The following is a 15,894-nucleotide window of genomic DNA, read 5'->3' on the forward strand; positions in this document are numbered from 1 at the left end:
CCGGTCCGCCTTCCTGTATCAGGACGGAGTGGTTCTGGCCTCCACCGTACGGGCCCTGGACACACTGGGGCTGCTGCACAATCCCACCTCCACAACATCTTTCCCTGGTTCAGGCTACCTGCGGGTGGCCTGGAGAGCCCTGGCCAGTTCCGGATGGACGGAGGGCACTGACACTCCGAGCTGGACCGCCCGCGGCCGTTTCGCGCTGCAGCACCGCGACCGCTACCGCTCGCTGGGCGAGTTCCTGTCCGGCTTCACCGCCACCGACAGCGAGGCCTGGGCCCGACCCTGGGATTCCGGCACCCAGGAAGCCTTCAGCCGGCAGATCGACGAGCACACGCGCTGGCGTAACACCATGCCGGCCGGGCATCTCGTGGTGACCCACCTGGACGGCGCCCTGCTGGTCCCGGCGCTGCTGTCGGCCCAGGCCCAGGACAAGCTGCGGCGCCCCGACGGCGACACCGCCCGCCTGCTCACGCTGGTGGGCTGGCTGGACGAGCAAGGCGCCTGGAGCGCACAGGGCCGGGCCGGGCTGGACTTCGTGGATCACTTCGGGCTGGTCGGCTCCTACCTGCCGATGCTGGCCGCCCTGGAGGCCCTGGGTCGCGGTGAGCGCGTGGTCAGCCCGGGCGGCCACGAGTGGCACTGCCATCGTGACCTCAACGTCCGCGCCAGCGGGGCCGCCCACCGACGCTACTTCGCCGACGCCGACCCACTGATCCAAGAGGCATTTGCCGGCCCCCTACGTCCACGGTTCATCGCCGATATGGGCTGCGGAGACGGCAGCTGGCTGGCGCACCTGCACGGATTGTTCGGCGACTCGATCCGCTACATCGGGGTGGACGCCAGCCCGGTGGCCCTGGAACGCGCCCGCGTGGTGCTCAAAGAGGCCGGGATCGAGGATCCGCTGCTGCTGACCGGCGACATCACCGATCCCGGCTCCCTCAAGGAACTGCTGGCCGGGCACGGGCTGGCGATCGAGCAGGGCCTGCACATCCGCTCGTTCATCGACCACGACCGCACCTTCGTCGGCGAGCCGGAACCGTCCGGGCCGTCCGAAGCCGTGCCCGGCTGGGCCAGCGGCGCCTACGTGGGCCCGGACGGGCGGGCGCTGAGCTCCACCGACGTGGAGACCGACCTGGTGCGGCACCTGCGCCGCTGGACCCCGCACGTGCGCGACTTCGGCCTGGTGGTGCTGGAGGCGCACTGCGTGGCCCCGGCCTTGGCCCGGCAGAACCTGGGCCGTCTGCACTCGCCGGCCTTCGACACCTATCACGGCCTCTCGCACCAGTATCCGGTCGAGCACGCCGCTTTTCTGCGCTGCGCCGCCCTGGCCGGGCTGCAGCAGACCGGGCACCAGGAGCGGCGCTACCCCTCCACCGGCCCGTTCGTGGCGGTCTCGATGAACCGGTTCGTCGTGCGAGGGCCGGCCCTCACCACCACCCGGCGGCCGGGACTCGGCCAGCACCAGTGGGTTCCGGCCGAGACCCTGGACCGTTCGGACGGCGAGCACCTGCACCGGCTGCTGTACTTCGACGGTGATCTCGCACGGCCGCGGGGCTGGGCCGCCGGCGCCACCGCGATCGTGGTGAACCAGGTGCTGGCCGCACTCGAGGCACGCACCGCCGTTGCCCAGGCCGGTGACGTGGTACGAGTCCTCGACTACGGCGCCGGAACCGGGTTCGCAGCCTTGGAGCTGCTGAAATCAGCCCTGGAAAAGGGAATTCCGCAGCTGCTGGCCGCCCGAGGCGCCTCGTTCGAGCTGCACCTGGTCGACATCCCCTCGTCCTGGTACGCCCGGGGGTACGACCTTCTGGCCGGCTTCCCGTGGACCCGCTTCCACTCGCTGACCGACACCCATGGCCGGTTCCGTTCCCTGTCCGAGGTCCTGGCCGGCCGGCAGGTCGACGCGGCGATGGCCAACATGGTCTTTCACCTGCTGCGGCCCGAGCCCATGGGCCGTGCAGCGAGCGCTCTCCAGGAGGTGCTGCGGCCCGACGGCCTGCTGTCGTGGAGCGCACCGGACCTGGGCCCGGCCTATCCCGGCTCGCTGCTCTTCCACGACCCGAACCGGATGCTGCGCGGGTACTGGCTGAACCTGCTGGAAGGGCGCGGCGGCTGGCCCGGCCCGGTGCCGGCCGCAGTTAAGCGGGCCCTGGAACTGGCGGCGGTGACCAATCAGGCCGATCGGGCCGCTGCCCAGCGCCGGGCCGACCGGCGGATTCTGCCCAGCCCGCAGACCGTTCAGGCGGTGTCGCGTTCTCTGGAGCCGGGTTTCGAGGGCGTGGTGCAGCGCCGCACCTTCGAGCTCCTCGCCGAGGAGAGCCTGATGACCGCCCTGGTGCCGGCCAATCAGCGCGAGTACCTGGCCGAGGTCCAGGACCCGCAGGTGCGCACCGAGCTCGTCACTCACCTGCTGCACGAACGGGTGTTTCCGCAGTTGCGGCGGGGAAGCGCCTGGACCGGGCCGGGCCTGTGCATCGAGTGGAAGCTCGGACGTCACGTCCGCCGCGGCTGAATCACTGTTCACGAGGAATCGGAGCCGGGATGTCATCACCACCGATCGCGCTGGTCACCGGGGCTAACAAGGGCATCGGGTTCGAGACCGCCCGCCAGCTCGCCCGGCGCGGAGTCCTGGTCCGGCTCGGTGCCCGTGACCAGGAACGAGGCCGGCAGGCGGTCAAGGCCTTGGCGCAGGAGGGAATCACTGCGCCGGCGCTGCGGCTGGACGTGACCGACGCCGAGAGCGTGCAGCAGGCCGCCGAGGAGATCGAACGCGAGCACGGTCGTCTCGACATCCTGGTCAACAACGCGGGGGTGGCCGGTTTCAGCCGGGCGCCGAGTCTGACCAGCTACGAGCAGATCCGCCAGGCCTACGAGACGAACGTCTTCGGGCTGGTCACGGTGACCAACGCGATGCTGCCGCTGCTGCGACGCTCGGCGGCCGGGCGGATCGTCAACCTCTCCAGCCACATGGGCTCCCTCACCCTGATGTCCGACCCCGCGTCCCCGTTCGCCGAGGTCAACCTGCTGGCCTACCAGTCGTCCAAGGCCGCGGTGAACGCGATCACCCTGGCCTACGCGAAGGAACTCGAAGACGCCGGGATCAAGGTGAATGCGGCCAACCCCGGGGTGGTGGCCACCGACATGAACGGCCACCGGGGCCGCGGCACGCCGGCGCAGGGGGCCGCCGTCGTGGTGCGGCTGGCGATGCTCGGCCCGGAGGGCCCGACCGGGGCGGGCCTGGCCCAGGAAGGCACGGTGCCGTGGTGAGCACTGCACCGGATCACCTCAAGCGCACACCAGCGCAGACGGAGGCAGCACAGTGACTGAGAACGGAACGATCCTGGTGCTCGGGGCCACGGGACGGCAAGGGGGTGCGGTGGCCCGCGAACTCCTGCGCCGCGGGTACGACGTGCGGGCTCTGGTGCGCAACCCGGACGCCGGGCCCGCCCAGGCCGTTCAGGCCGAAGGAGCGAGCCTGGTTCGCGGGGACTTCGAGGACGCTTCCTCCCTGCTGAGCGCGATGCAGGACTGCGCCGGGGTGTTCAGCGTGCAGACCTTCCGGGGCCCGGGCGGCGCGCAGGCCGAGGAACGCCAGGGCAAGGCCGTGGCCGATGCGGCGGCCAAGGCCGGGGTGGGGCACTTCGTGTACAGCTCGGTCGGGGGCGCCGAGCGTGACAGCGGCATCCCGCACTTCGAGAGCAAGTGGCGGATCGAGTGCCATATCGCCGAGATCCAGCTGCCGGCCACCGTTCTGCGGCCGGTGATGTTCCACGAGATCTTCGAGGAGATCGGTCCCCGGCCGGTGGACGGGCACCTGCAGCTGGGCCTGTGGATGCCCCCGGAACTGCCGGTCCAGATGATCGCGGTGGCGGACATCGCCAAGTTCGCGGCCGACGCCTTCGACTCCCCCGGCACCTGGCTGGGACGGCAGGTGGAGATCGCCGGTGACGAACTGACCGGCCCGCAGATGGCCCAGGCGTTCGCCGCGGTCTGCGGCCGGCCGGTGAACTACGTCCCGCTCTCGATCGAGAAGCTGCGGATCGCTCGGGAAGACCTGGCCCGAATGTTCGACTGGTTCCAGGCCGACGGCTACCACGCCGATCTGCCCGCCCTACGGAACCTGCGCAGCGACCTGATCCCGCTGCAGGCCTGGCTGGCCGAGCACTGGACCAGCCCGGGGCACTGAATCCGGCGCATAGAAAAGGCCCTTGGCGCTCTTCGCAGAGCGCCAAGGGCCTTTCTCATGCTCAGGGCTGCCAGTGGTAGAACCGGGAGGCCAGGGCGTCGGCCGGCGAGCGCCAGGTGGCCGGGTCGAAGGCCTCGATGAAGGGTTTGAGGTCGTCGCTGATCCGGACGAAGCGCGGGTCGGTGCGGGCCTGCTGGATCCGGTGGCCCCCGTCCTGTTCGGAGAAGTCCTGCAGGTGGAAGTACAGCCCCTGGTAGGTGAACAGTTCCCGGCGCCGGGTGCCCATCCGGTGCGGCAGGTCGCTGCGGTCGAAGTCGGCGAACAGCTGGGCCACGTCCTGCGCGGACTCCGGCCGCATCCGGCCCACGATCAGTGTGCTGTGCATGTGGCTCACTCCCCTTCGGGCCCGGCGGGTGCCGGGCTCAGTAGTTGCCCAGCCCGCCGCAGACGTTGATCGCCTGGGCCGTGACCGGGGCGGCGGCGTCGGTGACCAGATAGCCCACCATCCCGGCGACCTCCTCGGGTGTGGAGTAGCGGCCCAGCGGGATCTTGGCCTGGAAGCGTTCCAGGATCGCCTCTTCGGTGGTGGCGTAGTGGGCGGCGTAGCCCTGCCGCACCCGCTGGGCCATCGGGGTCTCCACATAGCCGGGGCAGACCGCGTTCACGGTGACCCCGGTCTTGGCCAGTTCCAGGCCGAGGGCCTTGGTGAAGCCGATCACCCCGTGCTTGGAGGCGGAGTACGGGGCGCCCAACGCCACGCCCTGCTTGCCACCGGTGGAGGCGATGTTGACGATCCGGCCCCATCCGCGCTCGGTCTGCCCGGCCTGGCGCAGCACCTCCCGGGTCACCCAGAACACGCTGTTGAGGTTGGTGGCCATCACGTCGGTCCACAGCTCGTCGGCGATCTCGGCGGTCACCCCGCCACCGCTGCGGCCGGCGTTGTTGACCAGCACGTCGATCTGCCCGTAGCGCTCGATCACCTGCGCCACCAGATCGGTGACCTGTTCCGGGCTGCGCACGTCCGCCGTCGCCCCGTCCGCGTCGTGGCCGTCGGCGCGCAGCTTGCCGACCGTCTCGGTGACCGCGTCCTGGCTGCGGGCGCAGATGAACACCCGGAACCCGAGGCCACCGAGGGTCTCGGCCACCGCCAGGCCGATTCCGCTGGTCGCCCCGGTGACCAGCGCAACCCGTCCGTTGTCCGCCATCGTGACCCTCCCGTCCGTAAGACACTTTCGCTGCATTCTGGCGGCCCGCCAGCATTCCGGCTCGAGCCGCACTCGATGCCGTTGCGGCACTGCGGCGTTCAACCGTCACCCCGGTCCGGTTGAACGAGATGGGCGGTTGCAGAGGCAAATTGGACCGACCTAGGGTCGGCCCCAATGCCGCTGCCAACCAGGAGGCAATCGTGACCGCGTCCCCGCAAGTTCGTGATCTGTCGGCGACCTACGCCCTGTTCGATCTCATCCAGGGGGCCGTGATCACCCAGGCCGTCTCGGTGGCGGCCAAGCTCGGGGTGGCCGACGTCCTGGCCCAGGGTCCGCTCTCGGCCGGCGAGATCGCCCAGCGGGTGGGCTCCGACCCGGAGGCCACCCACCGGCTGCTGCGTACCCTCAGCGGCTACTCGGTGTTCAGCGCCCAGGACGACGGCCGCTTCGCCCTGACCCCGCTGGGCGAGTCGCTGCGGGAGGACGCCCCGGACTCCATGCGGGGCCTGGCCCTGCTCATGGGGCACCCGCTGATGTGGGAGGAATGGGCCCACCTGGGGACGTCGGTGCGCACCGGGGAGGCCAACCTCCCCAAGCTGCGGGGCATGGGTGCCTACGACTTCCTGATGGCCAATCCCGAGTACGCCGGCGAGTTCTTCCTGGGTATGCGCAGCATGTCGGAGTCCGAGACCGGCCCGGTGGTGGCCGCCTACGACTTCTCCCCCTACCGCACCGTGGTGGACGTGGTCGGCGGCCGCGGCACCCTTCTGGCCGGCATCCTGCAGCAGGCCCCGCAGGCCCAGGGCATCCTCTTCGACGCCGAGCGCTCCACCGGCGAGGCCCCCTCGGTGCTGGCGGCGGCCGGGGTGCAGGACCGGGCCACCATCCGCAACGGCACCTACTTCGACAAGCTGCCGGCCGGGGCCGACGTCTACGTGCTCAAGCACATCCTGCACGACTTCTCCGAGCAGGACTGCCTGCGGGTGCTGAGCAACGTGCGCGAGGCGATCGCCGACGGCGGCCGGATGCTGGTGATCGAGTACGTGCTGGACGATCCCAACCAGCACCACCCGGGCACCGTCATCGACCTGTGGCTGCTGCTGCTCCTGGGCGCCCAGGAGCGCACCCTGCAGCAGTACACCGACCTGTTCGCCAAGGCCGGGCTGAAGGTCACCGGCTGCACCCCCACCGGCTCACCGGTCTCGATCATCGAGGCCGTCGCGGTCTGAGCGCTCAAGAACCCAGTACTTCACCCATCCTGCCAACGACTCTCGTCAGGGACTGAGCATGGACACAGACGTCATCGTCATCGGCGCCGGGCCCACCGGGCTCATGCTGGCCACGGAGCTGCGACTGGGCGGCGCCGAGGTGACCGTGGTCGAACGGTTCACCGAACGCACCGAGCAGTCGCGGGGTCTGGGCTTCACCGCCCGGGCGGCCGAGCTCCTGCAGGCCCGGGGTCTCCTGGAACGGCTCGAGAACGTGGAGATCTCGCCGACCGGGCACTTCGGCGGGATCCCCCTGGACTTCTCGATCCTGGAAGGTTCGCACTTCGGGGTGCGGGGCGTTCCCCAGTTCAAGGTCGAGGAGATGCTCCAGGAGCGGGCTCTGGAGCTGGGGGTCCGGATCGAGCGCGGTCAGGAGCTCAGCTCGCTGGAGCAGGACGAGCACTCGGTCACCGCGGTGGTGCACGGCCCGGCCGGTCGGATCGAGTACCGGGCCGCCTACCTGGTCGGCTGCGACGGGGGCCGCAGCCTGGTGCGCAAGCTGGCCGGGTTCGAGTTCCCGGGCTCGGACGCCACCTGTGAGATGTACCTGGCCGACGTGAGCGGCTGCGAGATCAAGACCCGGATGATCGGCGAACTGCTGCCCAACGGCATGGTGATGGCCGGGCCCCTGGACTCCGGGTACTTCCGGATCATCGTCTGCGAGACCGGTAATCCCCCCGACCAGCAGCGGCAGGTCAGCTTCGGCGATGTCGCGGACGCCTGGCAGCGGCTGACCGGCGACTCCATCCATCACGGGCAGGCCCGCTGGGTGAGCCGTTTCACCGACGCCACCCGCCAGGCCACGCAGTACCGGCGCAACCGGGTGCTGCTGGCCGGCGACTCGGCCCACATCCACCTGCCGGCCGGCGGGCAGGGTATGAGCATCGGCCTGCAGGACGCGGTGAACCTGGGCTGGAAGCTGGCCGCCACCGTCCGGGGCCGGGCTCCGCACTCGCTCCTGGACACCTACCACGACGAACGGCACCCGGTCGGTGAGCGGGTGCTGCGCAACACCCGGGCGCAGGGCCGCCTGAACCTGGCCGGCAGCCCGGCCGAGCCGATCCGTTCGGTGGTGCGGGAACTGATGGCCCTGCCGGAGGTGGCCCGCCACCTGTCCGGCATGGTCAGCGGTTTCGACATCCGCTACCCGGTCGGCGCCTCGTCGCATCCGCTGGTGGGCCGGCGGATGCCCGATCGCCGGCTCGACCTGCGCGAGGGCACCGACCGGCCGGTGGCGCAGTACCTGCGCCCGGCCCGCGGCGTCCTGATCACCGCCGACTCCAGCGGCGCCACCAGCGCTACGGCCGCCGCCTGGGCCGACCGGGTGGACGTGGTCGAGGTGAACAAGGTGCCGGCCGGTCCCGAGGAGGGCTCGATCGTCACCGAGTCGCTGCTGCTGCGCCCCGACGGGTACGTCGCCTGGGCCGCGCCGGGAACCGAGGACGACCTGACCACGGCGCTGGAGCGCTGGTTCGGCCCCGCCTCGGCGTCCGGCCTCGCGGCCGGCGAGCGCCCGCTGACCACCAGCCGCTGAGCCGACGTCACCGGAGGAAGTCACCATGACGACCAGAACCGTTCGTGAGACCGAGCATTCCGTCGAGGTGCAGGCGCCGGCCGACCAGGTGTACGCCCTGGTCGCCGACGTGAGTTCGTGGCCGCAGATCTTTCCGCCGACCATTCACGCCGAGAGCCTCAGCCGCCGCGGCGACACCGAGCAGATCCAGATCTGGGCGACCGCCAACGGTGAGGCGAAGACCTGGACGTCCGAGCGGGTGCACGACCCCGCGGCGCTGAGTGTCTCGTTCCGGCAGCGCAAATCGCAGCATCCGGTCGGTGGCATGGGCGGGCGCTGGGTGGTCGAGCCGCTGTCGGACGCGCACTGCCGGGTGCGTCTGCTGCACGACTTCTTCGCCGCCGGCGACGACCCGGCCGACCTGGAGTGGATCAGCCAGGCGGTGGAGCGCAACAGCACCTCCGAACTGGGCGCGCTGAAGGCCGGGGCCGAAGCGAGTTCTGCAGGGCGGCTGTTCACCTTCGAGGACACGGTAACGGTGCAGGCCGGGGCCGAGGGGGTGTACGACTTCCTGAACGACGCCCAGCTGTGGTCGCAGCGGCTGCCGCACGTGGCCCGGGTCCGGCTCGAGGAGAACACCCCGGGCCTGCAGGTCCTGGAGATGGACACCTCCACCAAGGACGGGTCCACGCACACCACCCGCTCGATCCGGGTGTGCCGGCCGCACCGCAGCATTGTGTACAAGCAGATCGTCCTGCCGGCGTTGATGGACCTGCACACCGGTCGCTGGCTGATCACTCCCGCCGGGCCGGAGGAGGTACAGGTCAGCTCGCGCCACACGGTGCAGCTCAACCGGTCCCGGATCAGCGAGGTGCTGGGCCCGGACGCCACCGTCGAGAGCGCCCAGGCCATGGTGCGGCAGGCGCTCAGCGGCAACAGCATGACCACGCTGCACGCGGCCAAGGCGCACGCCCAGGCCCTGGCTCAGGCGCCGGCCGGCTCGTGACCGCTGAGGTCGACGCCGCCCCGGTGGTGATCGTCGGGGCCGGGCCGGTGGGGCTGCTGCTGGCCTGCGAGCTGGCCCGGGCGGCGGTGCCGGTGCTCGTGCTGGAGCAACTCCACGCCCCGATGCAGGAGTCACGGGCCAGTCAGCTGAGCACCCGCACCGCCGAGCTCCTGCACGAGCGCGGCTTCGGGCACCTGCTCGAGGAGGCCACGCGGGAGTCCCGGGGGCACTTCGCCGGGTTCCCGCTCGACCTGGGCGGTCTGGACTCACCCTTCGCCGGGAACTGGAAGATCGCGCAGTACCGCACCGAGGCCGTCCTGGCCCAGCGGGCCCAGGAACTGGGCGTGGTGATCGCCCGGGGCCGAACGCTGACCGGCCTGGAACAGCACTCCGATCACGTGCTGGCCCAGGTCCGCGAGCCCCAGGGGCACGAGCCGCAGGAACGGGTGCGGTCGGTGCGGGCCCGGTTCCTGATCGGGTGCGACGGCGCCGGCAGCACCGTCCGGCACCTGGGTGGGTTCCCGGTCTCGGCCACGGCCCCGACCCGGCGCCTGCTGCGGGCCGATCTCACCGGTATTTCCTTGCCGGAGCGAAGGTTCCAGCGTCTACCCAACGGTTTCGCCACCGCAGTGAGCCGGGACGGGGTCACTCGGGTGATGATGTACGCCGCCTCCCAGCCGCCGGTGGCCGAGGACGAGGGTTTCTACCGGGTGCCGGCGTTCGCGGAAGTGGTGCGCACCTGGCGCGAGGTCACCGGGGAGGACCTCACGCCGGCCCGGCCCTTGTGGCTCGACTCCTTCCACGACGGGTACGGCCAGGCCGACACCTACTGCCAGGGAAGGGTTTTCCTGGCCGGGGACGCGGCCCGCTGGCACATGCCGATCGGCGGGCAGGCCCTCAACGCGGGCCTGCAGGACGCTGTGAATCTGGGCTCGAAACTGGCCGCGGTCAGCAACGGGCACGCCGACCCCGACGGGCTCGAGCGCTACCACCAGGAGCGCCATCGCGCCGGTGCGCACGTGCTGGCCCACGTGGCGGCCCAGGCACTGCTGCTGTTCGGCGACGCGCGGGTCGAGCCCTTGCGCGAACTGATGCGCGAGGTCCTGGCCCAGCCGCAGGCCCGGGCCCACCTGGAACGCACGGCAGGCAACCTCGACCAACTCTCAACCGTGGAAGGCAGGATGCAACATGCCAGAACTTGACGCCGATGTCATCGTCATCGGGGCCGGGCCCACCGGGCTCATGCTGGCCGGCGAACTGCGCCTGAACGGGGTGCAGGTCCTGGTGCTGGACCGGCTCGCCGAGCCGATGCAGCAGTCCCGGGCCCTGGGCTTCTCGGCCCGCACCATCGAGGAGTTCGACCAGCGCGGGCTGCTACCGCGCTTCGGCACGGTGGACACCATTCCGGTGGGCCACTTCGGCGGCCTGCCCATCGACTTCCGGGTGCTGGAGGGCGGTTCCTACGGCGCCCGGGGCAAGCCGCAGTCCATGACCGAGGGCATCCTGGCCGGCTGGGCCGGTGGCCTGGGCGCCGAGGTCCGGCGCGAGCAGCAGGTCACCGGCCTGAGCCAGCCCGATGATCCGGCCGACCCGGTAGAGGTGCAGGTCGAAGGTCCCCAGGGCCCGCAGACCCTGCGCGCCCGGTACGTGGCCGGCTGCGACGGAGCCCGCAGCACCGTACGCCGGGCACTCGACATCCCCTTCCCCGGAACCGACGCCACGATCGAGATGTGGTTCGCCGACGTGGCCGGGCTCCAGCTGCGTCCGCGCTTCTCCGGCGAGCGCGTGCCCGGCGGCATGGTCATGGTGCTGCCGATGGGCCCGCAGGTCAGCCGGGTGGTGGTGTACGAACGCGGGGCCCGGCGGCGCACCGACGGGCCGCCCAGCTTCGAGGAGGTGGCTGCCTCGTGGAACCGGCTCACCGGTGAGGACATCAGCGCCGGCAAGCCGTTGTGGACCAGCTACACCACCGACGCCAGCCGGCAGGCCGAGCAGTACCGCAAGGGCCGCGCCTTCCTGCTCGGCGACGCCGCGCACATCCATCTGCCGGTGGGTGCCCAGGGCATGAGCGCCGGCATCGGCGACGCCGTGAACCTGGGCTGGAAACTGGCGGCCGTGCTGAAGGGCCAGGCCCCGGACGACCTGCTGGACACCTTCCACCAGGAACGCCACCCGGTCGGCGCCCGGATCCTGACCAACACCCTGGCCCAGCGCACCCTGTACCTCAGCGGCGACGAGATGGACCCGCTGCGCGAGGTGATGGGCGAGCTGCTGGCCTACGAGAGCGTGCAGAAGCTGCTGGTCGGCATGGTGACCGGGCTGGACATCCGCTACGAGGTGGGCGGCCCGGAACACCCGCTGCTGGGCCGCCGGGTGCCGGACGCCCCGCTGGGTGCCTCTGCCGACGGCCCGGCCCGGGTGTTCGACCTGCTGCGTTCCGGGCAGGGCGTCCTGCTGAACCTGGGCGAGCCGGTCGCTGTAGCGGGTGGATGGTCCGGCCGGGTAAAGGTTCTCGACCTTCCGGCCACCGAGATCGAAGGGCTGCCGGGAGTGCACCGGGTCCTGATCCGTCCCGACGGCTACATCGCCTGGGTGGCCGACGGCCCGCAGACCGAGGGCCTCGCCGAGGCCCTCACCCGGTGGTTCGGCGAGCCCGGTGCCGGCCTCCCGGACGCCGAACTGGTCACTGCCGCCTCCGCGTCCCCGATTCGCTGACCACTACGAGAGTTCGAGGAGAACGATGCCTTTCATCGACCCGGAAGACGGCTACCTGACCGTCCTGAACCTGTTCAAGACCGATGCCCCCGAACGGGTGGACCGGCTGGTGCGGGAGATGAGCTCGATCGTCGACAAGGCCGCCTTCCCCGGCTGGATCTCCAGCACCGTGCACCGGGGGCAGGACAAGATGGGCACGGCCAACTTCATCCAGTGGCGCGGCAAGCAGGACCTGGAGTCCCGCTACCAGGGTGACGAGTTCAAGCACCGCACCGTGCCGGTCTTCCACGAGATCACCACGTACGTCAGGCTGATGCAGACCGAGGTCGCGGCCAGCCAGCGCCACCCGTCGCTGGGCGGGGTCACCGAACTGTCACCCGATCGCGACGACTACACCGTCATCGAGGTGCTGGGCGTCGAGCCGGCCCGCCAGGGCGAACTGATCGAGACCCTGCGCACGAGCCAGGACTGGCTGGTGGACGTGCCGGGGTACCGCTCGCAGACCGTCCTGCGCGGCATCCGGGCCCGCGGGATCGGCGAGGGCAGCGGAGATCTGCAGGCTGCCGGGCAGGACAACGACTTCGTGGTGGTGTACTCGCAGTGGGCCGACAAGGCGAGCTTCGACCGTCACCACCGCAGCGTTCCCGGTGAGTTCGAGATCGCCCGCCGCAGGAACCAGCAGCGCCGCAAGGCCCTGACCACGAGCGTGGAGTGGAACACCTACCGCGTGGTGCACTCCCGCTCGGCCGAGCAGCCGGTCGCCTCGTGACCTGAGCTGACCCGATCAGCACCGAAGACGGTGTCCCCTTGAATCCGGGGGACACCGTCTTCGCGTTTCATCGGGTTCGAGGGTCCGGGCCGGCGATCTGGTCCCAATGCCACTGCGAGTCAAACGTCGAGATCTCGATGTCCTCGCCCTGAGCCACCAGGTCCGCGCCCAGGCCGGTGGCCTGCGCCACGAACGCCGAGGTGCGATGCGCGGCCAGGAGATCGGCTTCCTCGAAGGCCGGGCCCTCGCAGCGCAGCAGCCGCAGGTCCACGAACCCGTTGAGCGGCCGGCCCAGCACCCGCACCGACTGCGGGCTGCGGATGCTGAAGCGCACCTTGGCCGCCACGTGCCCGTGATGGTGCTGGTCGGAGTAGTGCGCGATGTCCGGGATCACCGGCGGCACGAAGTAGTCCCGCGCGGCGATCTCGGGCACCTTGGGCAGATTGCCCACCAGGAAGTGCCAGGAGTTGTAGTGCATCCGGGCCGAGATCGCCCAGCTGGCGTCGGCCAGGTGGGCCGGTGAGTCACCGAAGTGGGCCAGGGCCTGGCGGGTGGGCACCACACAGCAGAAGAAGTTCGGGGTGTCCCAGGCCGCGATCGTGGGCCACTGCTCGTCCTTGAGCGCCTGCACCAGCCGGGTCAGCGAGCGCATCCCCCGGCTCATCGCCATGTCGGTCCGGAACACCTCGGAACTGGCCCGGACCGTCTCGTACACCAGCGATTCCAGGCCGGACGGGTACTGCCCGTGCGGCCGGGCCAGCCACTGCGGCGCCTCGGCGAGCTGATGCTGCAGTTCCTCCAGCGTGCTGCCGGTCAGCGGCAGGTGCTGGGTGAGCCGGGCGCACAGTTCTGCCTCGCGCCGGCGCACCCCGGGCCCGGGGGCGTCGGCCACGCGTTCGATCTTGTGCATCAGCGGGCCGTGGATCTCGCGGTACAGCTGCACCCGGGTGACGAGGTGACGCCGGCGGGCGGCCAGGTCACCGGCCAGGGTGTCGAGATCGGTGACGGCGGTGCCGTTCGCGGCCGGCACCGGCGCGATCTCGGGGTCGGCGTCGTTGTAGCCCAGCCGGGTTCGTTCCAGCAGGTGAGCCACGTGGTCCAGGGACAGCTGGGTGCCGTTGGCCTCCTCGATCCGGGCGAACCCGTTCGAGCGGATCAGCAGGTGCAGGCCGACCACCAGCAGGACGTCCTCGTCCGACCACACCGCCACCGGCACCTGCGACAGGCTGCTCAGGGCACAGTCGGGGTGCCCGGGCCACAGGGTCTTGCCGGTGAGGGTGTTGTGCTCGCGGAAGTTGGTGTACTGCCGGTCGCCGCTGTACAGCACGAACGGCGCCGTGCGCAGCGCCGCCTCCTTCAGCTGGTCGATGATCTGCTCGCGGGCCTCGTCGCCCTGGTTGTTCAGCCAGCCCCGGGCGTCCTGCACTCCGGCGGTGAAACGTACTGCCTGCTCCTGCATCCGGTCGCGGTAGGCGCTCACCTCCGCGCTCGTCCAGGGCACGCGGATCACCCCGCTGACCAGCTTGCCTGTGCGGGCCAGCGGCGCGGCCGAAGGTACCCGCACCAGCACCCGTCCACTGGTGTCCAGGGCGATCTCGCCCAGAAAACCGGGAGCCGACGTCTGGCCGGAGCCGGTCGCAACGGCCGGACGTGTACGGGACTGGTCCAGTCCCGGGTGCCAGGAGCGTCCGAACAGCACTTCTACGGCACCGGCCTGGGCCGGGCTGAGCGCACGCAACTGGATGTCCGCCGGCACGTGGCCGTCCAGGGTCAGCAGCGACTCCAGCGCGTCGGACAGGTCGGCGGCGGCGAGCGCCGCCTGCCATGTGCGTTTCAGCAGGCTGGGGAACCCGGCGTCCTCGGGCACCAGGTAGTCGGGTTTGAGGGCGGCTCCGGCGCTCTGCCCCAGGCGGCTGGGCCGCCGGCTCTGCCGGGCCTTCCTCATCTGCTCGCGCCGGGAGGGCCCGGCCGCGTTCTGGCCGGTCGGCAGGCTCACTGGGCGGTTCCTTTCGCGGTCAGGCCGATGTGGTCCCACACCGGGGTTTCCGTGGCCTGCCAGTCCTCGTCCACGTAGATGCAGTCGACCGGGCAGACCAGCACGCAGGCCGGGCAGCCGGAGCACAGTTCCGGCACGATCACCACGTCCAGGCCCCGGTCGAAGATCGCCCCGAACTCCGGTGGGCAGTTGCGCAGGCACAGGTCGCAGGTGATGCACTCGGACTTCTCGATCCGGCGCGGGGGTTTCTTCCAGTTCTCGTGCCGGGAGCGCTGGGCGATCCGCTCGTCCCGGCCGTTGTTCGCAGCGGGTTTGCGATCCTTCTGGTCCGTGGCCACGTTCGGGTACACCTCGCTTCGTGAGGGCTCCCCGGGTCCGCGGTGGGGACCCGGGGCGCGCAGCGGTCGGATGTCAGTTCGAGCGCGCGAGGATCGCGCCGAGGATGCCGTCCCAGAACTTCTCCCGGGCGGCCAGGGCCTCGATCACCGTGTCCTGGCACTGGGCCCACTTGGCCTGGTCGTCGCCGCACAGGTCGGCCAGCATCTGCATGGCCATCGGGGTGTGCTCCTCGGCGTCCACCTGGATGTGGCGGCGCAGGTAGTCCACGAACGTGGACAGGTCGGCGTGCTCCTCCTTCAGCGCGGCGACCTGGTCGAACATGTCCGGGATCAGGTCCTCCCGGCCGAAGGCGAAGGCCGCGGCCTGGCAGTGCACCGGGTAGTCGTCGATGAAGGCCCAGGTCTGGTGGATGAACTCGGCCGAGGGCCGCGGTACCCCGGCCGCCTCGATCGCCGCGGGCACCGGCCGCCCGGCCCGCAGCAGGTCGATGAAGGCGTCGATCGAGGTGGTGTCCGCGCCGCACTGGCGCATGCCGTCCAGGTAGAGCTCGAAGTGGCTGATGAACCCGTTGCCGAGCTCGTCGCTCTCCTCGACCAGGGTGATGTCGTTGATCAGGCGCCGGCTGCCGGTGTGGCCGGTCGGCACCCAGGGCACCTCGACGCAGGTCAGGCTGCGCTGCAGCACCTTCAGCAGCGACATGAAGTCCCACACCGCGTAGGAGTGGTGCTCCATGAAGGTGACCACCGCCTCCTTGGTGTTGAGCTGCTGGTAGATCGGGTGGTTGACCACCTTCTGGCGGGCGGGCTCGATCGCCTCCTTGAGCTTCTCGATTCCCGGGTTCGTCTCGCCCCAGTCGTAGCGCGACATGTTCTTCCTCTCGTTGTTTCCAGC

Annotated in this window: 14 protein-coding genes; 9 read left to right on the top strand and 5 right to left on the bottom strand. The window is 70.7% G+C overall.

The features are described from left to right. From LR394_RS32790 to LR394_RS32800, 3 genes are all read left to right on the top strand, one after another. Positions 1–2,518 (top strand): AprA-related methyltransferase (locus tag LR394_RS32790; protein ID WP_231448505.1); only part of this gene is annotated, 2,518 nt, incomplete at its 5' end. Positions 2,519–2,547: 29 nt separating this feature from the next. Continuing rightward, positions 2,548–3,273 (top strand): SDR family oxidoreductase, encoded by a 726-nt coding sequence (locus LR394_RS32795; RefSeq protein WP_231448506.1) that lies wholly within the window; start codon positions 2,548–2,550, stop codon positions 3,271–3,273. Positions 3,274–3,325: 52 nt separating this feature from the next. Continuing rightward, entirely contained in the window at positions 3,326–4,192 is an 867-nt protein-coding gene (locus LR394_RS32800; RefSeq protein ID WP_231448507.1) for an NmrA/HSCARG family protein, read from the top strand. Between the two features lie 61 nt (positions 4,193–4,253). Here LR394_RS32800 and LR394_RS32805 read toward each other — a convergent pair whose 3' ends face one another. Next, positions 4,254–4,577 (bottom strand): TcmI family type II polyketide cyclase, encoded by a 324-nt coding sequence (locus LR394_RS32805; RefSeq protein ID WP_231448508.1) that lies wholly within the window; start codon positions 4,575–4,577, stop codon positions 4,254–4,256. 37 nt (positions 4,578–4,614) lie between these two features. After that, positions 4,615–5,397 (bottom strand): SDR family NAD(P)-dependent oxidoreductase, encoded by a 783-nt coding sequence (locus LR394_RS32810; RefSeq protein ID WP_231448509.1) that lies wholly within the window; start codon positions 5,395–5,397, stop codon positions 4,615–4,617. 200 nt (positions 5,398–5,597) lie between these two features. On the opposite strand from LR394_RS32810, the gene LR394_RS32815 reads away from it, so the two are divergent. The 6 genes from LR394_RS32815 to LR394_RS32840 are packed head-to-tail and all read left to right on the top strand — an operon-like array spanning position 5,598 to position 12,668. Beyond that, positions 5,598–6,626: an acetylserotonin O-methyltransferase gene (locus LR394_RS32815; RefSeq protein ID WP_231448510.1), complete on the top strand. Its 1,029-nt coding sequence runs from the start codon at positions 5,598–5,600 to the stop codon at positions 6,624–6,626. A gap of 58 nt (positions 6,627–6,684) precedes the next feature. Beyond that, positions 6,685–8,199, top strand: a complete 1,515-nt coding sequence (locus LR394_RS32820) for an FAD-dependent monooxygenase (protein ID WP_231448511.1) — start codon at positions 6,685–6,687, stop codon at positions 8,197–8,199. A gap of 25 nt (positions 8,200–8,224) precedes the next feature. Beyond that, on the top strand, positions 8,225–9,184 hold the full coding sequence (locus LR394_RS32825; protein ID WP_231448512.1) for an aromatase/cyclase: 960 nt from the start codon (positions 8,225–8,227) through the stop codon (positions 9,182–9,184). Then, positions 9,181–10,386, top strand: coding sequence for an FAD-dependent monooxygenase (locus LR394_RS32830; protein WP_231448513.1), 1,206 nt, complete (start codon positions 9,181–9,183; stop codon positions 10,384–10,386). Before LR394_RS32825 ends, LR394_RS32830 begins: the two co-directional genes overlap by 4 nt. Next, on the top strand, positions 10,373–11,899 hold the full coding sequence (locus LR394_RS32835; protein WP_231448514.1) for an FAD-dependent monooxygenase: 1,527 nt from the start codon (positions 10,373–10,375) through the stop codon (positions 11,897–11,899). Before LR394_RS32830 ends, LR394_RS32835 begins: the two co-directional genes overlap by 14 nt. A gap of 25 nt (positions 11,900–11,924) precedes the next feature. Continuing rightward, the gene (locus LR394_RS32840; RefSeq protein ID WP_231448515.1) at positions 11,925–12,668 is read left to right on the top strand and encodes an antibiotic biosynthesis monooxygenase family protein; all 744 of its coding nucleotides are present in this window, start codon (positions 11,925–11,927) and stop codon (positions 12,666–12,668) included. A 67-nt stretch (positions 12,669–12,735) separates the two neighbouring features. Here the strand turns inward: LR394_RS32840 and LR394_RS32845 are convergent, their stop codons facing one another. From LR394_RS32845 to LR394_RS32855, 3 genes are all read right to left on the bottom strand, one after another. Next, positions 12,736–14,664: a hypothetical protein gene (locus LR394_RS32845; protein WP_231448516.1), complete on the bottom strand. Its 1,929-nt coding sequence runs from the start codon at positions 14,662–14,664 to the stop codon at positions 12,736–12,738. Beyond that, complete coding sequence (locus tag LR394_RS32850) at positions 14,661–15,002, bottom strand: 4Fe-4S dicluster domain-containing protein (protein ID WP_231448517.1); 342 nt, start codon at positions 15,000–15,002, stop codon at positions 14,661–14,663. The genes LR394_RS32845 and LR394_RS32850 overlap by 4 nt, the downstream gene beginning before the upstream one ends. Positions 15,003–15,075: 73 nt before the next feature. Next, complete coding sequence (locus LR394_RS32855) at positions 15,076–15,870, bottom strand: DUF3050 domain-containing protein (RefSeq protein ID WP_231448518.1); 795 nt, start codon at positions 15,868–15,870, stop codon at positions 15,076–15,078. Positions 15,871–15,894: the final 24 nt, after the last annotated feature.

The organism is Kineosporia babensis (assembly GCF_021129305.1).
GTDB lineage: Bacteria > Actinomycetota > Actinomycetes > Actinomycetales > Kineosporiaceae > Kineosporia > Kineosporia babensis.